Annotated in this window: 18 protein-coding genes and 2 pseudogenes; 14 read left to right on the top strand and 6 right to left on the bottom strand. The window is 73.2% G+C overall.

From position 1 onward, the window contains the following. Together ACWDVW_RS29965 and ACWDVW_RS29970 are read left to right on the top strand one after the other, a co-directional pair. A pseudogene (locus tag ACWDVW_RS29965) lies at positions 1 to 193 on the top strand (AAA family ATPase); the annotation flags it as partial. A 428-nt stretch (positions 194 to 621) separates the two neighbouring features. Further along, entirely contained in the window at positions 622 to 1290 is a 669-nt protein-coding gene (locus ACWDVW_RS29970) for a C39 family peptidase (protein WP_449955662.1), read from the top strand. 255 nt (positions 1291 to 1545) lie between these two features. On the opposite strand, the gene ACWDVW_RS29975 is transcribed toward ACWDVW_RS29970, so the two are convergent. Continuing rightward, positions 1546 to 2448: an A/G-specific adenine glycosylase gene (locus tag ACWDVW_RS29975; RefSeq protein WP_449955665.1), complete on the bottom strand. Its 903-nt coding sequence runs from the start codon at positions 2446 to 2448 to the stop codon at positions 1546 to 1548. A 133-nt stretch (positions 2449 to 2581) separates the two neighbouring features. On the opposite strand from ACWDVW_RS29975, the gene ACWDVW_RS29980 reads away from it, so the two are divergent. From ACWDVW_RS29980 to ACWDVW_RS29990, 3 genes are all read left to right on the top strand, one after another. Beyond that, on the top strand, positions 2582 to 3094 hold the full coding sequence (locus ACWDVW_RS29980) for a glycine cleavage system protein R (protein ID WP_350699162.1): 513 nt from the start codon (positions 2582 to 2584) through the stop codon (positions 3092 to 3094). Between the two features lie 23 nt (positions 3095 to 3117). Beyond that, positions 3118 to 3678, top strand: a complete 561-nt coding sequence (locus ACWDVW_RS29985) for a peptide deformylase (protein WP_449955668.1) — start codon at positions 3118 to 3120, stop codon at positions 3676 to 3678. 147 nt (positions 3679 to 3825) lie between these two features. Then, the gene (locus tag ACWDVW_RS29990) at positions 3826 to 4557 is read left to right on the top strand and encodes a hypothetical protein (protein WP_350699164.1); all 732 of its coding nucleotides are present in this window, start codon (positions 3826 to 3828) and stop codon (positions 4555 to 4557) included. A gap of 60 nt (positions 4558 to 4617) precedes the next feature. On the opposite strand, the gene disA is transcribed toward ACWDVW_RS29990, so the two are convergent. From disA to ACWDVW_RS30010, 4 genes are all read right to left on the bottom strand, one after another. After that, positions 4618 to 5796 carry a DNA integrity scanning diadenylate cyclase DisA gene (gene disA / locus ACWDVW_RS29995; protein ID WP_449955595.1) on the bottom strand — a complete coding sequence of 393 codons (1179 nt, stop codon included), beginning with the start codon at positions 5794 to 5796 and terminating at the stop codon, positions 4618 to 4620. A gap of 101 nt (positions 5797 to 5897) precedes the next feature. Further along, positions 5898 to 7349 carry a DNA repair protein RadA gene (radA, locus tag ACWDVW_RS30000; protein WP_449955598.1) on the bottom strand — a complete coding sequence of 484 codons (1452 nt, stop codon included), beginning with the start codon at positions 7347 to 7349 and terminating at the stop codon, positions 5898 to 5900. 91 nt (positions 7350 to 7440) lie between these two features. Continuing rightward, positions 7441 to 8184 (bottom strand): hypothetical protein, encoded by a 744-nt coding sequence (locus ACWDVW_RS30005; protein WP_449955671.1) that lies wholly within the window; start codon positions 8182 to 8184, stop codon positions 7441 to 7443. A gap of 141 nt (positions 8185 to 8325) precedes the next feature. Next, positions 8326 to 9201, bottom strand: a complete 876-nt coding sequence (locus tag ACWDVW_RS30010) for a UbiA family prenyltransferase (RefSeq protein ID WP_449955601.1) — start codon at positions 9199 to 9201, stop codon at positions 8326 to 8328. Positions 9202 to 9210: 9 nt separating this feature from the next. Between ACWDVW_RS30010 and ACWDVW_RS30015 the strand changes: the two genes are divergently transcribed. From ACWDVW_RS30015 to ACWDVW_RS30035, 5 genes are all read left to right on the top strand, one after another. Beyond that, complete coding sequence (locus tag ACWDVW_RS30015) at positions 9211 to 9948, top strand: methyltransferase domain-containing protein (protein WP_449955604.1); 738 nt, start codon at positions 9211 to 9213, stop codon at positions 9946 to 9948. 67 nt (positions 9949 to 10015) lie between these two features. Then, positions 10016 to 11194: an acyl-CoA dehydrogenase family protein gene (locus ACWDVW_RS30020; protein WP_449955607.1), complete on the top strand. Its 1179-nt coding sequence runs from the start codon at positions 10016 to 10018 to the stop codon at positions 11192 to 11194. 34 nt (positions 11195 to 11228) lie between these two features. Further along, positions 11229 to 12278: a type III polyketide synthase gene (locus tag ACWDVW_RS30025; RefSeq protein ID WP_449955610.1), complete on the top strand. Its 1050-nt coding sequence runs from the start codon at positions 11229 to 11231 to the stop codon at positions 12276 to 12278. A gap of 25 nt (positions 12279 to 12303) precedes the next feature. Continuing rightward, positions 12304 to 12909 (top strand): hypothetical protein, encoded by a 606-nt coding sequence (locus ACWDVW_RS30030; protein WP_449955613.1) that lies wholly within the window; start codon positions 12304 to 12306, stop codon positions 12907 to 12909. 27 nt (positions 12910 to 12936) lie between these two features. Continuing rightward, positions 12937 to 13644 (top strand): hypothetical protein, encoded by a 708-nt coding sequence (locus ACWDVW_RS30035; protein ID WP_449955615.1) that lies wholly within the window; start codon positions 12937 to 12939, stop codon positions 13642 to 13644. A 100-nt stretch (positions 13645 to 13744) separates the two neighbouring features. On the opposite strand, the gene ACWDVW_RS30040 is transcribed toward ACWDVW_RS30035, so the two are convergent. Next, positions 13745 to 14422 carry a hypothetical protein gene (locus ACWDVW_RS30040; RefSeq protein ID WP_449955618.1) on the bottom strand — a complete coding sequence of 226 codons (678 nt, stop codon included), beginning with the start codon at positions 14420 to 14422 and terminating at the stop codon, positions 13745 to 13747. A 394-nt stretch (positions 14423 to 14816) separates the two neighbouring features. Between ACWDVW_RS30040 and ACWDVW_RS30045 the strand changes: the two genes are divergently transcribed. From ACWDVW_RS30045 to ACWDVW_RS30060, 4 genes and pseudogenes are all read left to right on the top strand, one after another. Continuing rightward, positions 14817 to 15302, top strand: a complete 486-nt coding sequence (locus ACWDVW_RS30045) for a CarD family transcriptional regulator (protein ID WP_007073334.1) — start codon at positions 14817 to 14819, stop codon at positions 15300 to 15302. A 56-nt stretch (positions 15303 to 15358) separates the two neighbouring features. Beyond that, positions 15359 to 16054 carry a 2-C-methyl-D-erythritol 4-phosphate cytidylyltransferase gene (ispD, locus tag ACWDVW_RS30050; protein WP_449955621.1) on the top strand — a complete coding sequence of 232 codons (696 nt, stop codon included), beginning with the start codon at positions 15359 to 15361 and terminating at the stop codon, positions 16052 to 16054. A 67-nt stretch (positions 16055 to 16121) separates the two neighbouring features. After that, positions 16122 to 16601 (top strand): 2-C-methyl-D-erythritol 2,4-cyclodiphosphate synthase, encoded by a 480-nt coding sequence (gene ispF, locus ACWDVW_RS30055; RefSeq protein WP_449955624.1) that lies wholly within the window; start codon positions 16122 to 16124, stop codon positions 16599 to 16601. Positions 16602 to 16610: 9 nt separating this feature from the next. Then, positions 16611 to 17285, top strand: a pseudogene (locus ACWDVW_RS30060) (tetratricopeptide repeat protein); the annotation flags it as partial. Positions 17286 to 17407 lie beyond the last annotated feature (122 nt).

Raw genomic sequence — 17407 nt, forward strand, 5'->3', positions numbered from 1 at the left:
CAACCTGTCCGAGCGGATCCTGTTCAACGAACTGACCCCCGGTCAGATCGTGGTGGTCGACTGCGAGGGCGACCCGAACGACATCGACAAGTCCAAGCTCGTCTTCAAGGGCTCCGACCGGCCGGTCACCGTGCCGGACGCGGTCCCGGCCGACCTCGGCGGCAGCACCGCCGCGGCAGGCGCGGACGAGTAGGTAACCGGCTGGTTCGACCAGCGGCGGCCCGGTGGCATCTGCCACCGGGCCGCCGTCGTGTCGCCAGGCTGGTCACGTGCCAAGAACCGGACATTCGGGATACGTGGCCGCACCGGGTCGCATTCCACCGCTGCCGACTCGCGGATGGACCCCGTCACCCGCCGTCCGGGCATGGGCGGGCAGCCCGAGCGGTTGTACCGGAGGTGGTCGCAGCGGCTCTCGTGGGCGGCCGGCGGCGACGGCCTCGCTGTCCCGCAGGGCGATTCGCGTACGCCCGGTAAGCCCGGAATGTGTGGCCTATCCGAGCCGTTGCACCCATGGCAGGCCACCCCACCGATCGTGGTGCCACCTGCTTCTTCCTTCCGATGCGGTATCCGCACCCTCCTGTATTTCCGGGTGTCGTGTCGATCCCCGAGCTGGAAGGTATGATCATGACGACGTTGATGCGTAAGGCCGCCCTGACCGCCGCCGGTGCCGTCTGTGCCGGCGGGATGATCAGCGGGCCGATGGCCGCGGTGGCGGCGACGAACAGCACGGCGACGAACAACACCGACGCCCTGTCCGCCCTGACGGAGCGCGGCCACGGCAAGGGTGAGCGGCAGCTCAAGGTCCGCTACCAGGCCCAGCCGAACTTCTACTACTGCGGTCCGGCGGCGGTGCGGAACGCCCTCAGCGTGTTGGACAAGGACGTCTCCCAGGACGACCTGGCCCGTGAGATGGGCACCACCGAGCGGGGCACCGACTCCGCGTTCGTGATCACCAAGGCGCTGAACGACAAGGCCGGTAAGGACGTCTACCGCACGGTGGAGATCCCCGGCCAGGTCGCCGACGAGGCGGAGACCGAGCGGTTGCGCGAGGACGTCGTCCGTACGGTCGACGACGGCCGGAGCGTGGTCGCCAACGTCTTCGGCACCGCTTTCGACACCGGCGGCGGCAGCCACTCGTTCGAGGCCGGCCACTACATCTCGGTGACCGGCTATCGCGACGGCGGCAGCCAGGTGAAGATCGCGGACTCGGCGGATCCGGCAAAGGCCGAGTACTGGATGGACACCGAGGTGCTGGCGGACTGGATCGCCAGCCGTGGCTACTCCGCCTGACCGAGCACCATCGATCGGGCAGGCTTCCCCATGCGGATCGTGCGGATCGGGCAGGCCAGCCGCGCCAGGCAGAACCGAGCGGGCCGGCTTCCCACGTTGGGGAGCCGGCCCGCTCGTCTGTCCAGTGCACAACCGACCCGGTCCTGACATCAGGTCGGCGTCCGGGCCACCGCGCGAGGTCAGGCGACACCCGGGAGTCCGAGGCCGGGCGGCGTCCGAGAGCGCGAGGTCAGCTCAGCGTCCGAGCGTCCGAGGTCAGGTCGGCACCGGGGCCGGTGGGCCGTCGCCGACCAGGCGGAACGCGGTCTCGCCGACCGGCTCGACCAGGCCGTCGGTCACCAGCCCGGACAGCGCCCGGGCCCGCTGCACGTCGTCCGACCAGACCTGGTCCAGCCGCTGGTGCGGCACCGGGCCGGTCGCCTCGCGCAGCACCCCGAGCAGCAGGCCGCGTACCTGGCGGTCGGTGCCGGCGTACCGCTGCGGTCGGCGGGTCGGGCCGTCCGGGGCCACCTGGCCCGACGCGCGCCACGCACAGCTCGTCTCGACGGGGCAGACACCGCAGCGGGGCGAGCGGGCGGTGCAGACCACCGCGCCCAGCTCCATGAACGCGGCGCTGGCCAGGGCGGCGGCCGCCGGTTCGACCGGCAGCAGCTCCTCGGTGGCGACCAGGTCCGCCGGCCGGGTCGCCGGACCGGCGTCCGGCTCTCCGGCGATCGCCCGGCAGACCACCCGCCGCACATTGGTGTCGACCACCGGATGCCGTTGCCCGTACGCGAAAGCCGCCACCGCCCGCGCCGTGTACGTGCCGACCCCGGGCAGGGCGAGCAACTGCTCCAGTTGATCGGGCACCTGACCGCCGTGCCGATCCACGACGGCGACCGCGCACTCCCGCAGCCGGACCGCCCGGCGGGGGTAGCCGAGCCGCCCCCACATCCGGATCGCCTCAGCCGGGGTGTCCTGCGCCAGTGCCGCCGGGGTGGGCCAGCGGGCCAGCCACGCCTGCCAGGCGGGCAGCACCCGGACCACCGGGGTCTGCTGGAGCATGACCTCGCTGACCAGGATGGCCCACGGGCTGACGTCGGGATGGCGCCACGGCAGGTCCCGCGCGTTGCGCTCGTACCACCGGCTCACCAGGCCGGCGAAGGTGGGTTCTGTCATCGCGTCGCCGATCATGCCACGGGTGCCGGATTCCGCCGACTGGGCGGTCCGGCCACGGGCGCGGGATTCCGCCGACTGGACGGTCCGGGCGGGCCGCCACCGTCGGCGTACGTGGATCGGGGAGAATGCCCGGATGAACGAGCTCGCGATCACCGTCATCGGTCGGGACCGACCCGGCATCGTGGCCGACGTCGCCGAGGTGCTGGCCCGGCTCGGGGCGAACCTCACCGACAGCACCATGACCCGGCTGCGCGGACACTTCGCGATGACCCTGATCTGTGTGGGCCCGGCCGCCGCCGAGGTGGAGGCCGCGTTGGCCACGCTGACCGCCGACGGCCAACTGCTGGCGACCGTACGCGAGGTCACGCCGGACGGGGAGACGGCTCCGGCCGGCGAGCCGTACGTGGTAGCGGTGCACGGGGCGGACCGGATGGGCATCGTGGCCGCGATGACCCGGGTGCTGACCGAGGCCGGCGGCAACGTCACGGATCTGAGTACCCGGTTGGTGGGGTCGCTCTACGTGGTGGTGGCCGAGGTCGAGTTGCCGCCGGGTGCGGCCGGACCGCTCGCCGCCCGGCTGTCCGAAGCCGCCACGAATCTCGGTGTCGACGTCACTCTCCGTCCCGCCGAACCGGATCTGCTGTGAGCGGCGACGCGGGTACGCCGGACCTGGCCGCCGAGGCGTACGCCGGGTTGGGGGCGTGGACGCCCGAGTCGCTGGGTGCCGGCGCGGTCCTGCCGGTGGTCTCCGCCCCGCACACGGTGCTCAGTCGGGCCGGCGCGGAGGTCGACCCGACCGACGAGGAGACGGTCCGGTTGGCGGCCGACCTGATCGCCACCATGCGGGTCTCGCCCGGCTGCGTCGGTCTGGCCGCACCGCAGGTGGGGGTGGGGGCGCACGTGTTCGCGGTGGACGTGACGGGCCACCCCAAGGCGGTCACGCTGCACGGCACGTTCGCGCTCTGCAACGCGCGGGTGGTCGAGGCGACCCGGTGGAAGGCGGGCCGGGAGGGGTGCATGTCGGTGCCGGACCTGACCGGTGACGTCAAGCGCGCGAGCCGGCTCGTGGTCGAGGGGGCGCTGCCGGGCAGTGGCGAGATGGTACGCCTGGTCACCGACGGTTTCGAGGCGCGGGCCCTGCAACACGAGATCGACCACTGTGCCGGGCTGTTGTTCCTGGACCGGGTGGCCGGCGCGCACGCGATCTACCAACGCAAGGTGTATCTCTGACCGAGGCCGGACAAATACGGTGAGTGACGAATCGGCCTCGCTCACACCTCACACCGTCGTGAATGGAGAGTGGGTTCCGATGGGTGCTGTCGACCCCGGCGCGTCGCTACCGTCCGTCGTGTGCGACGCCGCTACGGTGGGGGCATCATGCGTCTGACGGTCGGCCCCCTGTCTCCCGCGGTGTATTGGCGGCGTCGTGCCGTCGTGCTCGGCGCGGTCCTGCTCCTGCTGGTTGTCGTGCTCTACTCCTGTAACGGGCAGAGCGGCGACCCCGGTGCGACCGGCAACGGTCAGCCCGATCCCGGTGCGTCGACCGGTACGCCGGGGCCGACCGGGTCGGTGTTGACCCCGGAGACCGGCTCGCCCCCGTCAGGGGACGCCGGGGCCGGCCCGTCCACGCCGTCCGGCGACCCGGCGGCCAGCCCGTCGAACGAGCCGTCGCTCAGCAACGACCCGCCGGTCAACAACACCTCGACCGACGACGGCTCGTGCACCGACAACGAGATCGTGGTGACCGCCCAGGCTCTGCCCGGCGAGGTGGTACGCGGTGCCGCCGTCGACCTGCATCTCAAGATCCGCAACCGGGCGGAGCGGACGTGCAGCCGGGACGTGGGCGCGGACGCGCAGGAGATCTTCATCAAGTCCGGCGCCGAGGTGGTGTGGTCCTCGGACACGTGTGGTACGGCCTCTGGGTCGGACGTCCAGTCCTTCACGCCGGGCTTCGAGCGTTCCTACCAGGTCGGCTGGAACGGCAAGGACAGCAGCCGGTGCGCCGAGGGAGTGGCGAACGGCCCGGTCGTGCAGGCCGGGACGTACGAGGTCTTCGCGCGGGTGGGTACCCGACTGAGTCAGCCGGCCAAGCTCCGGTTGACCGGCTGATCGGCACCGGCTCACGGCTAACCGGGCGGGGATCCGCGCCGGCCGGTGATCGCGCCCGGCTCAGACGTAGCGTTCCAGGATGGACGCCTCGGCGAGCCGGGAGAGTCCCTCGCGTACGCCTCGGGCCCGCGCGTCGCCGACGCCCTCGACGGCCTGCAGGTCCTCGACCGTCGCGCCGAGCAGCCGCTGGAGGCTGCCGAAGTGCAGCACCAGCCGGTCCACCACCGCCACCGGCAGCCGGGGCACCTTGGCCAGCAGTCGGAAGCCGCGCGGACTGACCGCCGCCTCCAGCGCGTCGGACGCGGCCGGGTAACCGATCGCCTTGGCGACCGACACCAGGTCGATCAGCTCGGTGGCGCTGAGCAGGTCCAGCTCGACCAGGGCCTCGTCGAGGGTGCGGGGCTTACGGCCGGCGGGCAGGTAGTCCCGGATGACCAGGGTGCGGTCGGCGTCCACGCCGGCCATCAGCTCGTCGAGTTGCAGGGCGAGCAGTCGGCCGTCGGTGCCCAGCTCGACCACGTAGCCGGCGATCTCGTCGGCGATCCGGCGGACCATCTCCAGCCGCTGCACCACGGCCACCGCGTCCCGGACGGTGACCAGGTCCTCGATCTCCAGCGCGGAGAGGGTGCCGGAGACCTCGTCCAGCCGGAGCTTGTAGCGCTCCAGGGTGGCCAACGCCTGGTTGGCCCGGGACAGGATGGCCGCCGAGTCGTCCAGCACGTGCCGCTGGCCGTTGACGTAGAGGCTGATGATCCGCATCGACTGACTGACCGAGATCACCGGGTATCCGGTCTGCCGGGCCACCCGCTCGGCGGTGCGGTGCCGGGTGCCGGACTCCTCGGTCGGGATGGTCGGGTCGGGCATCAGGTGCACGGCGGCCCGGACGATCCGGGTGCCGTCGCTGGAGAGCACCACCGCGCCGTCCATCTTGCACAGCTCACGGACCCGGGTGGCGGAGAACTCGACGTCCAGCGGGAAACCGCCGGTGCACAGACCCTCGACCACCTTGTCGTACCCGAGGACGATCAGTGCGCCGGTGCGACCGCGCAGGATGCGCTCCAGGCCGTCGCGGAGCGCGGTGCCCGGTGCCATCAGCGCCAGATTCGCGCGCAGCGGGTCGCCGGCGCTGCCGCCCCCGGTCACGCTGACGCTGATCGGACGAGCGGGCGAGCCCACGGCACCGGTGCGGGCGTGGGGTGTCGCGCCGGCAGGCTTGGTGGTTTCGCGGTCGATCGGCACGGGCACAGTCTACGGACTGCCCTGCGGTGGGTGCTCCCGTGGTTACTGGGATGTGTCACGATTCGGCCCGTCCCGTCCGTCCCGTCCGCCGGAGACGCGGCTCACTCCGCCGAAGCCCGGGCTGCGGCCTGCAACGCCGCCCGGACGTCGGACACCTCCACCACCCGCATCTGCTCCGGCCCGGCGCCGGTGCTCGCGGGGCCACAGCCAGGCGGCACCAGGGCCAGCCGGAACCCGAGCCGGGCCGCCTCGGAGAGTCGGCGCGGCACCGCTCCCACCCGGCGTACCTCGCCGGTCAGGCCGACCTCGCCGATCGCCACCAGGTGCGGCGCGATCGCCAGGTTCAGACCGCCGGAGGCGACCGCGAGGGCGACCGCCAGGTCCGCCGCCGGCTCCACCACCCGGATGCCGCCGACGGTGGCCGCGAAGACCTCCCGGTCGTGCAGGGTGAGCCGCTCGGTGCGACGCTGGAGCACCGCGAGCACCATCGCCAGCCGGGCCGAGTCCAGCCCGGAGACGGTACGCCGGGGCGAACCGGCCACCGTGGCACCGATCAACGCCTGCACCTCGGTCACGAGCGCCCGGCGTCCCTCCATCGCCACCGTCACGCAGGTGCCCGGCACCGGCTCGCTGTAGCGGGTGAGGAACAGCCCGGACGGGTCGGCCAGGCTGCTGATGCCGCCCTCGTGCATCTCGAAGCAGCCCACCTCGTCGGCGGCGCCGAACCGGTTCTTGACGCCGCGCACCATCCGCAGTGAGGAGTGCTTGTCGCCCTCGAAGTGCAGCACCACGTCGACCAGGTGCTCCAGCACCCGGGGACCGGCTACCTGGCCGTCCTTGGTCACGTGCCCCACCAGCACGGTGGCGATGCCGCGCTCCTTGGCGACCGCGACCAGGGCGGCGGTGACCGCCCGCACCTGGGTCACCCCGCCCGGAACGCCCTCGGTGCCGGTGGTGGAGATGGTCTGCACCGAGTCGAGCACCAGCAGGCCGGGCTTGACCGCGTCGAGGTGGCCGAGCACCGCCGCGAGGTCGCTCTCGGCGGCCAGGTAGAGCTGGTCGTGCAGGGTGCCCATCCGCTCGGCCCGCAGGCGCACCTGGCTCACCGACTCCTCGCCGCTGACCACCAGCGAGGGGCTGCCCGCTCCGGCGGCCCACTGCTGGGCCACGTCGAGCAGCAGGGTGGACTTGCCGACTCCCGGCTCACCGGCGAGCAGCACCACCGCCCCGGGCACCAGCCCGCCGCCGAGCACCCGGTCCAGCTCGCTGACGCCGGTGGGCCGGGCGCGCGCCGGTGCGGCACTGATGGTGGCGATGGGCCGGGCCGGCTCGGCGGGCATCCGGGAGCTGACCACGCGTCCGGAGACGGTCGGGCCGGTGACGGTGCACTCGACCACCGAGCCCCACTCGGCGCACTCCGGGCAGCGCCCCACCCACTTGGGCGGCTGGTGCCCGCAGGCGTCGCACTCGTACGCGGGGCGGGGCTCACGGGCGGCGGCCCTGCCGCGCCCGCCACCCGCTCCCCGGGCCGGGGTCGATCGGGAGATGCTCACCCGAGCGACGCTAACCCCCCGGTACGACGACGGCACCGCCGGCATGGGTGCACCACGCCGACGGTGCCGTCGGAACCTCCGGCAGGACGGGTCAGTGGCCGCCTTCGCCCTCGAACTCGGTGTGCCGCTCGATGATCGGCGACGGCGGCGGGGCCGGGCTGAGCGGCACGGCCACCGGAGCCGGGCTGGTGATCGTGTTGCCGTCGCCGAAGTCGAAGCTGACCGTGACGTTCTGACCGGCGAGCAGTGCCGAGTTCAGCCCGAGGAGCTGGAGCACCTGCTCGCCCTCGGTGTTGAGCTGCACGTAGCTCAGCGGCGGGATCTCGATCCGGGCCGGCCCGCCGGCCGGCGACTCGGTCGCGTCGGGCGAGGGCGTCTCGTCCGGGGAGGGCGTCTCGTCGGGCGACGGGGAACCGCCCGGGGAGGGGGTGCCCTCCGGGGACTGCTCCGGCGACGGGGAGCCGGTCGGCGAGGGCGAGGCCGTGGGCGACGGGCTGGTCGCGGCCTGGACCGTGGTGAGTACCACCTCGCGGGCGTCCGACGAGGTGACGGTCACGGTGACCGGGTCGGGCGAGTCGTTGTAGAAGAGCGCGTTCAGGATGGCGTCGTCGCCGGCCTGGTAGCCCTCCACGCCGGGGTAGGCGATCAGCACGCTGCGTACGCCGTACCGGCCGTCCTCGGCCTGGAGGTCGACGCCCTGGATCGACGGGACCTTGTTCGCCGTCTCGGAGATCTGACCGGCGCCGCATCCCGACAGCAGCAGCATGCCGGCTGCCGCCGCGATCCCGGGCAGCAGTACGGCAGCCCGCCGGGAACCCCTGATCGAGCGCGTCACGTCGGTCCTCCTCGTCACGATCACACCCCGGCGACGTCGCCGGAACCGCTGGCCATACCCGCGCAGACCGATTCCCAGCGTAGTTGGAGCTGATCGTGGCCCGCACGGCGACCCGGTGCTGCCACCTGCCGGGGGACGTGGTCAGACCAGTCGACCGCTCGTGACCAGCAGGACGACATCGATCAGGGCCACCAGCATGACCGCCCGGAAGGCGGCCACCGAGCGGGCCCCGGGCCGGTCGGCGGTGCGTCCGGCGTACCAGGCGAGGACCAGGATGATCACGGCCGCGACGACCGCCGCGAGCCCCAGCCCGGACGGCGGACCGGGCGGCCCCAGCACCAGCGTGACGGTCGCCGCGACGAGCAGCCCGACGGCGGCCGCCCGGCTGCCCGCCGGACCCACCCGATGCGGCAGGCCGCGCACCCCGGTCCGGGCGTCGTCGGCGAAATCGGGCAGCACGTTGGCGAAGTGCGCACCGGCGCCGAGCAGGGCCGCGGCGGCGATCAGCCACACCGGCGGCGTCGGCGCGCCGGGCAGCGCCAGCACCACGAAGGCGGGCAGCGCGCCGAAGGAGATGGCGTACGGCAGCACCGAGACCGGGGTCCACTTGAGCGGCCAGTCGTACAGCAGGGCCGAGACCAGCGCGACGACGGCGCAGAGCGCAGCGGCCGGGTTCGTGGTCAGGGCCAGCGCCACGGTCGTGACGGCGGCCAGCCCGGCGGCCACCGCGACGACCCGCCGGCTGACGACACCGGCGGCCACCGGCTTGTCGGTACGCCCCACCGCGGCGTCCCGGTCGGCGTCGAGCGCGTCGTTGGTCCACCCCACCGCGAACTGGCTCGCCGCCACCGTCAGCGCCACCACGGCGATCCCGCCGGGCGGGTGCCCGACGCCGGCCGCGAGCAGACCGGCCACTGTGGTGACGGCCATCGTCGGCTCTGGATGGCTCGCTCTGACCAGCCCTAACACCGTGGACGACATAACGGAAGTCTGGTCGTTACCGGCTAGTCGTGCCACGCTCGGTGAATGCGTGACGCCGGCTTGAGCCTGCCCCGCAACGACCCGCGTCAGTACGACGACCTGGCCGGCGAATGGTGGCGGCCGGACGGCGCGTTCGCGATGCTGCACTGGCTGGCCGAGGCACGGGCGGCCATGGTGCCACCGGCGACGCGACCCGACGCGCTCCTGGTCGACCTCGGCTGCGGCGCCGGTCTGCTCGCCCCGCATCTGGTCGGCAAGGGCTACCGCCACGTGGGAGTGGACCTGACCCGGTCCGCGCTGGCCCAGGCGGCCGCGCACGGCGTGACGGTGGTCAATGGCGACGCCACGGCGGTGCCCCTCGCCGACGGGTGCGCCGACGTGGTGGCCGCCGGTGAGCTGCTGGAACACGTACCCGACTGGCGGGCCGTGGTGGCCGAGGCATGTCGTCTGCTGCGTCCCGGCGGGTTGCTGGTGCTGGACACGCTCAACGACACCGCGCTGTGTCGGCTGGTCGCGGTCCGCATCGCCGAGCGGCTGCCGACCGTGCCGCGCGGCATCCACGACCCACGGTTGTTCGTGGACCATCGTGAGCTGGTGGCCGAGTGTGCCCGCCACGGCGTGGACCTACGGGTCCGGGGTGTCCGCCCGGCGGTGCCGGGCCTGCTGCGCTGGCTGTTCCGGCAGGTACGCGGCGCGGCGACGCCGCCCGGTCAGGCGCCCCGGATCGTGCCGACCGGTTCGCCGGCCGTGCTCTACCAGGGACGCGGGGTGTACGGCGGGTAGCCGCTCCGGGCGGGGGTAAGGGAAGCCGAGAAGGGGGTTCCATGACGGAGCGCAGCGGAGTGCTGGCATGAGCGAGCGCAGCGAGCGGTCGGTGTCGGACGTCGCGCGGAGACTGGCGCCCCGGCTGGCCGCCCGCGCGGCCGAGCACGACCGGGACGGGTCGTTCCCGGTCGACGACTTCGCCGATCTCGGTGCGGCCGGGCTGTTCGGGCTGATGGTCCCCGCCGAGCTGGGCGGCACCGGCTCGACGTTCGCCGGGTACGCGGCCGTCGCCACCGAACTGGCCCGGGGCAACGGCGCCACGGCTCTGGTGTTCAACATGCACGCCTCGGTCACCGGCGCCCTGGGCGCGGTCACCGAGGAACTGGCCGAGGCGTTGGGCGTACCGGAGGAGGCGCTCGCCGCCCGCGACCGGTTGCTGCGGGCGGCGGCCGAGGGTGCGTGGTACGCGGTCGCGATGAGCGAACGCGGTGCCGGCGCCCGGCTGTCCCAGCTCACCACGGTCTACGAACCGGTCGACGGCGGCTGGCGGATCAAGGGCAGCAAGACCTTCTGCTCGGGCGCCGGTCACGCCGACGGCTACCTGGTGGCGGCGCGCAGCGCAGCCGACCCGTCGGTGGTCTCGCAGTTCCTGGTCCCGTCCGGTGCGGGCCTGACCGTCGAGCCGACCTGGGACGCGCTCGGCATGCGCGCGACCGCCTCGCACGACCTGCACCTGGACGTCACCGTGCCGTCCGATCGGCTGCTCGGCGGGGTGGAGGGTCTGGCCCTGGTGGTCGCCCAGCTCATGCCGCACTGGCTGGTGGCCAGCTACGCCGCCGTCTACGTCGGGGTGGCGCGGGCGTCGATCGACGCGGCGGCGGAGCACCTGCACGCCCGGGGTCTGACGCACCTGCCGGCGGTCCGTGCCCGGTTGGGGCGGGCCGACGCGGCGGTGGCGGCGGCGCAGCTCGCGGTCGCCGAGGCGGCCCGTCGGGTGGACGAGGCACCGGGCGACGCCGAGACGAACCGCTGGGTGTGGCGGGCCAAGCTGCTGGCCGGTACGACCGCGGCGGAGGTGGCCGCGTCCATGCTGGAGGCGGCCGGCACCTCCGCCACCCGGCGTGGTCACCCGTTGGAGCGCCTCTATCGGGACGCCCGTTGCGGGTCGCTGCACCCGGCCACCTCCGACGTCTGTGCCGACTGGTTGGGCATCGCCGCGCTCGGCGGCGACCCGGACCGTGACGGGTCGGCTCCTCGTTGGTGAGCGTGAGGAGCCCGAGCGAGCGGAAGGTGGGACGGTGACCGTACCGGTGATCGCGGGTGTGGGTACGGCTCATCCGCCCTCGGCCGACCAGCAGGAACTCTGGGAGAGGTTCTTCTCCCGGCACTACTCCGGCAGCACCCGTGCGCTCGCCGAACGGATCTTCGCGAACTCGGGGGTGACCCGCCGACAGGCGGCGGTGAGTCCGTTGATCGAGGACGTCTCGGACTGGCCGACCGAGCGGCGGATGCGCCGCTACCTGGTGGAGGCGTTGCCGCTGGGCAAGGAGGCGGTCGGCCGCGCGTTGACCTCGGCCGGCCTGGACGCCGGGGACGTCGGTCTCTTCGTGGTCTGCTCCTGCACCGGGTACGCCACCCCGGGGCTGGACATCCTGCTCGCTCGTGACCTGGGCATGTCCCCGACGACGCAGCGGATGTTCGTCGGCCACATGGGCTGTTACGCGGCCCTGCCCGGGTTGGGTGCGGCCAGTGACTTCGTGGTCTCCCGGGGGCGCCCGGCGTTGCTGCTCTGCGCCGAGCTGACCAGCCTGCACCTGCAACCCTCGTCGGCCCGGGTGGACACCCAGCAGATCGTCTCCCACGCGCTCTTCTCGGACGCCGCGGTCGCCGCCGTGCTCGTCCCCGGTGGTCGGGGGTACGCGGTACGCGAGGTCACCTCGGTCACCGACACCTCCACGGCCGATCACATGACGTGGGACGTGACCGACACCGGCTTCCGGATGGGGCTCTCGCCGAAGGTGCCGCAGGTGCTGTCGACCCACGTACGCGGGCTGGTGGAGGATCTGCTGGCCCGGCACGGCGCCACGGTGTCCGGGGTGGACGGCTGGGCGGTGCACCCGGGCGGCCCTCGCATCCTGAACGTGGTGGAGCGCGAACTGGAACTGCCGCTGACCGGTTTGGCGGCGTCCCGGGCGACGCTGGACGAGCACGGCAACTGCTCGTCCCCGACGGTGCTGCTGATCCTCGACCGTCTGCTGCGGGCCGCGCCGTCACCGCGCCGGGTGGTGATGCTCGCCTTCGGACCCGGTCTGACTCTCTACGCGGTCCTGCTGGAACGTCATGTCTGACCGTTCGGGCGGCTACTGTTTAAAGATGAACGTCGATCCGGTTCACCGGCTGCGCGGCGCTCTGCTCGCCGGGCTCGGTGCGGTCGCGCTGGTGCTCGGGGGCTGGTGGTGGCAGGCGCAGGAGCCGACGCTGGGTGCCCCGGCGTCGATCGCTTCCGGCGACGGCCCGAGGTCGGCGACGACGTGGCGGATGGAACCCGGCACCAGGACCAGTGTCGTACTCGACGCACGAACCGGCGGCGTCGTCTCGGCGCCTCCCGGCGGCGGGTACGGGCCACCCGGCGGCACGGTGGACGCCTCGTCCAGTGCCGACCATCGGAGCTTACGGCGGGCGGAGGTCCGCGATGTGGTCTGGACCGAGCTGACGAAACTGACCGAGGGAGCGTCGGTGGTCCGACAGGCCCCGATCGGGTACGGGGAGACGTTCCGCCTCCGCTTCCGGTGCGTCGGGCCGGGAGATCTGTTGGTGACGGTCGACGGAGCGCGGGCGGCCGATCCGATCACGATCGGCTGCGACGGTGGGGCGGCCATGACGGAGGTCACCGGCACCGGCGGGCCGGTGCGCATCTCGTTCTCCACCGCCGGTGCGGAGCCGTTGCAACTGGAGGCCCGCCTGATCGCGCCGTCCTGAGCCGTTCGAGCATCTACTCTTTCCGGCATGCGTGATGATCCCGTCCATCGGCTCCGAGGCGCCCTGCTCGCCGCTGTGGGCGTGGTGGCGCTCGGCGCCGGTGGCGGATGGTGGCAGGCGACCGCACCGACCGGACCGGTGGTGAGCGCCGGCACCGGGCTCGCGTCGGACGGATCTGGGCAGGCGACCTACTGGCAGGTGGATCCGCGTACCGGTGACTGGGCCGAGCAGTATCGCGGGAGTGCCTCGCCCCGACCAGGGACGACGGCGTCGTTCTGGGTGGATGCGGCCACCGGCGCGGTGATCGGGGTGGATCCGGCCGCCGGCTCCTCTCTCGTGCTCGAACCGCGCGATGGCACGAGACGCGTGCTGGCCGGGGCCGGGTCCGGCGCCGTCAGCGCTCCGGAGTCCGGAGAGCCGGGCCGGCGGCGAGCGGGCGGCGGCAACGTGGTGTGGTTCGACCGCTCGGTGTTGCGGGCGGGCGAGCCCGTGGTCCGCACTGCTCGGGTCGGCGATGGCGACCAGTTGGCGCTGTTCGTCAGGTGCACCGGCTCGGGCGAGGTCAATGTCGCCGTCGACGGTGCCCGGGGGGCGTTCTACCCACACCGGGTCGAGTGCACGGGAGCGGTGTCGACGATCGGGATCACCGGTGCCGGCGGGCGGCTGCGGGTCACGTTCCATCCCGGCGACGCGGCGCAGGTTCAGCTGGTGGCGCGTCTGGTCGCTCAGGCCTGAGATCGGTCGTGGCCGCCGACCGGCCGCCGGTGCCGGAAGGGCCGGGTGTCGCGGTGGCAGGACGAGCCAGGCGTTCGCGGTCCGGCTCGCCGGGTCGCGGTCAGCCCGCCAGCCGGGTGAGTTCGGCCTGGTAGTCGGCGAGGGAGTCGACCTCGGGCACGACCAGGACGACCCGGCCGGTGCGATCGGCGAGCAGGGCGGTCACGGTGTCCGGGCGGGCCGGCAGGTGCAGGAAGTCGCGGAGGCCACCGGCCGGATCGGCCAGCGCGCGTACCTCGGTGCCGGCCGGTGCGGCCCGGGGGCGGGCGGCGGCGACGGTGACCAGACTCACTCCGGCCGGTGCCGCCGTCGCTGCCTCGGCGACCCGCTCCGGGCAGGCGCACCCGTCGACCAGCAACACCACGGTCGGCACCAGGCCGCGCAGCGGCACCGGGGACTGGCCGCCGTCGACCAGGTCCAGAGCGGGCAGCGGTCGTCCGGTGAGCCGGATCGGTGCCGGGTCGCCGGTGCCGGTGGTCGGCCCGGGGGAGCGGCCGGCACGGGGCCAGGTGGCGGCGGCCAGGCCGGCGACGGTCGCCACGACCGCGAGCAGCAGCGCGAGCACGGGCAACGCGGACGGACGCCATCGGCGGGCGTGCCCGGTGGCCCTGCCGCGCAGCTCGCGGCGTACCTGCTCGGCTTCGTCCGCGAGGGCGGCGGCGTCGTCGGGGACGACCACCCGGCCCCACTCGGGCGGCAGGTCGGGCAACCCGGGACCGTCGGCGTCGGCCTTGCCCATCACCACCTCCTCAGCGCGACCGGCGGTGGAACCGCCCCGTCGCCGGTCGCTCTCGACCGTCACGGATGTGCATACGCGGGCACCCCTCAAGGGTCTCGTACCAGGCCCGGGTCCCGCTACCGCTGCCCACACTCTTCAACGGCGGGATATCATGGGGCGGGTGGCGTAGGCCCTGACGTGCGATGCCAGTCGTGATCTTCGATGCTCTTCCCCGGGCGGTGCCCGGGGGTCATCTGCCGATTACGCAGCGTGGTCGAATCATTGTTTGGGCGGTCTGTCAAGCCGAAGAAATACCTCTCACAGGGCCCCTGAGCTGCGCCAACGGTCAGGACAGCGGTGAGACATCGGTGCCTGAGCGTGTTACCCTAGACACAGCGAAAGGGGTTTCGAACCTATGGTTTTCAGTGTCGGCGAGACCGTTGTTTACCCCCACCACGGGGCCGCACTCATCGAGGCAATCGAGACTCGGGTCATCAAGGGCGAGCCCAAGCAGTACCTCGTCCTGAGGGTCGCGCAGGGTGACCTGACGGTCCGGGTGCCCGCTGAGAACGCCGAGATCGTGGGCGTGCGCGAGGTGGTCGGCGAAGAGGGTCTCGGCAAGGTATTCGACGTTCTCCGGGCTCCGCACACCGAGGAGCCGACCAACTGGTCGCGGCGTTACAAGGCAAATCTGGAGAAGCTGGCCTCCGGCAACCCGCTGAAGGTGGCCGAGGTCGTGCGTGACCTGTGGCGCCGGGAGCGGGAGCGCGGGCTGTCCGCAGGCGAGAAGCGGATGCTCGCCAAGGCTCGCGACATTCTCGTTGGCGAGGTCGCGCTGGCCGAGAAGAGCACCAAGGACGAGGCGGAGACGCTGCTCGACAAGGTGCTGACCGAGGCCTAGTCCGCACAGCATCGTCGTACCCACTTCGTAGTGAAGAAACCATCGAGGACCGCGACGTGACCGCGCAGCTTAATCCGCGCGGTGACGTCGCGGTCCTCGTGCCTGCGGCCGGTGCCGGCGTACGCCTGGGGCCCGGCCGTCCGAAGGCACTACGACTACTGGCCGGCGAGCCGCTGCTGGTGCACGCGGTCCGCCGGCTCGCCGCCGCCGCGTCGGTGCACACCATCGTGGTGGCCGCTCCGGTCGCCGACGTCTCGGCGGTCCGCGAAATGCTCGCCCCGGTCGCACCGGTGACGGTGGTGCCGGGCGGGACGGAGCGGCAGGCGTCGGTCGCCGCCGCGCTGGCCGCCGTGCCGGAGGGCCCCGAGATAGTCCTGGTGCACGACGCGGCCCGCGCGTTGACCCCGTCGGAACTGGTGGAGTCGGTGGCCGCCGCGGTCCGGGACGGGCACGACGCGGTGATCCCCGTGCTGCCGGTGGTCGACACGATCAAGGAGGTCGACGCGGGCGAGGTGGTGCTCGGCACCGTCGACCGGGCCGCGTTGCGGGCCGTGCAGACGCCGCAGGGCTTTCGCCGGGCGGTGCTGGCCGCCGCGCACGCCGCCGCCGGTGACCCGCTCACCGACGACGCCGGGCTGGTCGAGAAGCAGGGCGTACCGGTGTACTGCGTACCCGGGTCGGACCACGCTCTGAAGATCACTCGGCCGTTCGACCTGGCGCTGGCCGAGCACCTGCTCTCCCACGGCGCCTAGCGCCTGTGTCGAAGTCCTCGGTCGAGCCGAGGACTTCGACACAGGCCCTAGCGCGTACCCTCGTTTCATGATCGTTCCTCGGGTGGCCATCGGCACCGACGTGCACGCCTTCGAGGCGGGTCGGCCCTGCTGGGTGGCCGGTCTGCACTGGCCCGACCAGGACGGCCTGGCCGGGCACTCGGACGCGGACGTCGTCGCCCACGCCGCCTGCAACGCGCTGCTCTCCGCCGCCGGTCTCGGCGACCTGGGCGCCAACTTCGGAGTGGACCAGCCCGAATGGGCGGGCGCCAGCGGGGTGGCGCTGCTCACCGAGTCGGCCCGTCGGGTGCGGGCCGCCGGTTTCGCCATCGGCAACGTGTCGGTGCAGGTCGTGGGCGTACGCCCGAAGATCGGCCCACGCCGCGCGGAGGCCCAGCGGGTGCTCTCCGAGGCGGTCGGCGCACCGGTCACCGTCTCCGCCGCGACCACCGACGGGCTGGGCTTCACCGGGCGTGGCGAGGGGCTCGCCGGGATCGCGGTGGCCCTGGTCTACGAGCAGGCGAGCTAGGCTCGCGCGATGTCCGCCGACGTCCCCACCGATCCGCCCGCCGCCGACGGCTACCTTGAGCGCGCCACTCTCCTCGGCGAGCTGGGCCGCTACGACGAGGCCGCCGCCGAGCTGGGCTTCGCGCTCGCCCTCGACCCCGCCGCCGTCGACGTGTCGACGATGCTGGCCCGGGTGCACCTGGCCGCCGGCCGCCCGGCCGAGGCGCTCACCGCCGCCGAGACCGCCGTGGCAGCCGCGCCGGGGCAGCTCGCCCCACTCGTCGTGCGGGGCCTGGCCCTGAGCGACCTGGAACGGTACGCAGACGCCGCCCGTACCGCCGACGAGATCATGGCGCTGGGGCCGGAGGACGCGTACGCGCAGCGCAGCGCGGCGGCGATCCTGGCCGGCTCCCGCAACGGACAGCCGGCGCTGAACGCGGCCTGGCACGGGGTGGAGCTGGCGCCCGAGGAGCCGCAGGCACATCTGGTGCTCGGCCTGGTGGCGGCCAACATGCAGATGTACGACCTGGCCGAGCGCGCCTACCGGGAGGCGCTGCGGCTGGACCCACGGCTGGCCGAGGTGAGCGAGGACGTCGGTGTGCTGCGGTTGGAGCAGCGCCGGTGGAGCGCGACTCTGGAGCAGCTCGCGGAGGCGGCGGTGGCCAGCCTGCCGCCCGATTCGGGCCGCCGGGACGGGTCGCGGACCGACCCGAACCGGACGGACACCGTCCCGGACGACCTGAGCGGTCTCGACCAGAGCCGGAACGACACCTCGGACGGGCCGAAACCGGGTCAGAGTGGGTCGGGCGGGCCGACGTCAGGCCAGGG

This window comes from Micromonospora sp. NPDC003241 (assembly GCF_053589795.1).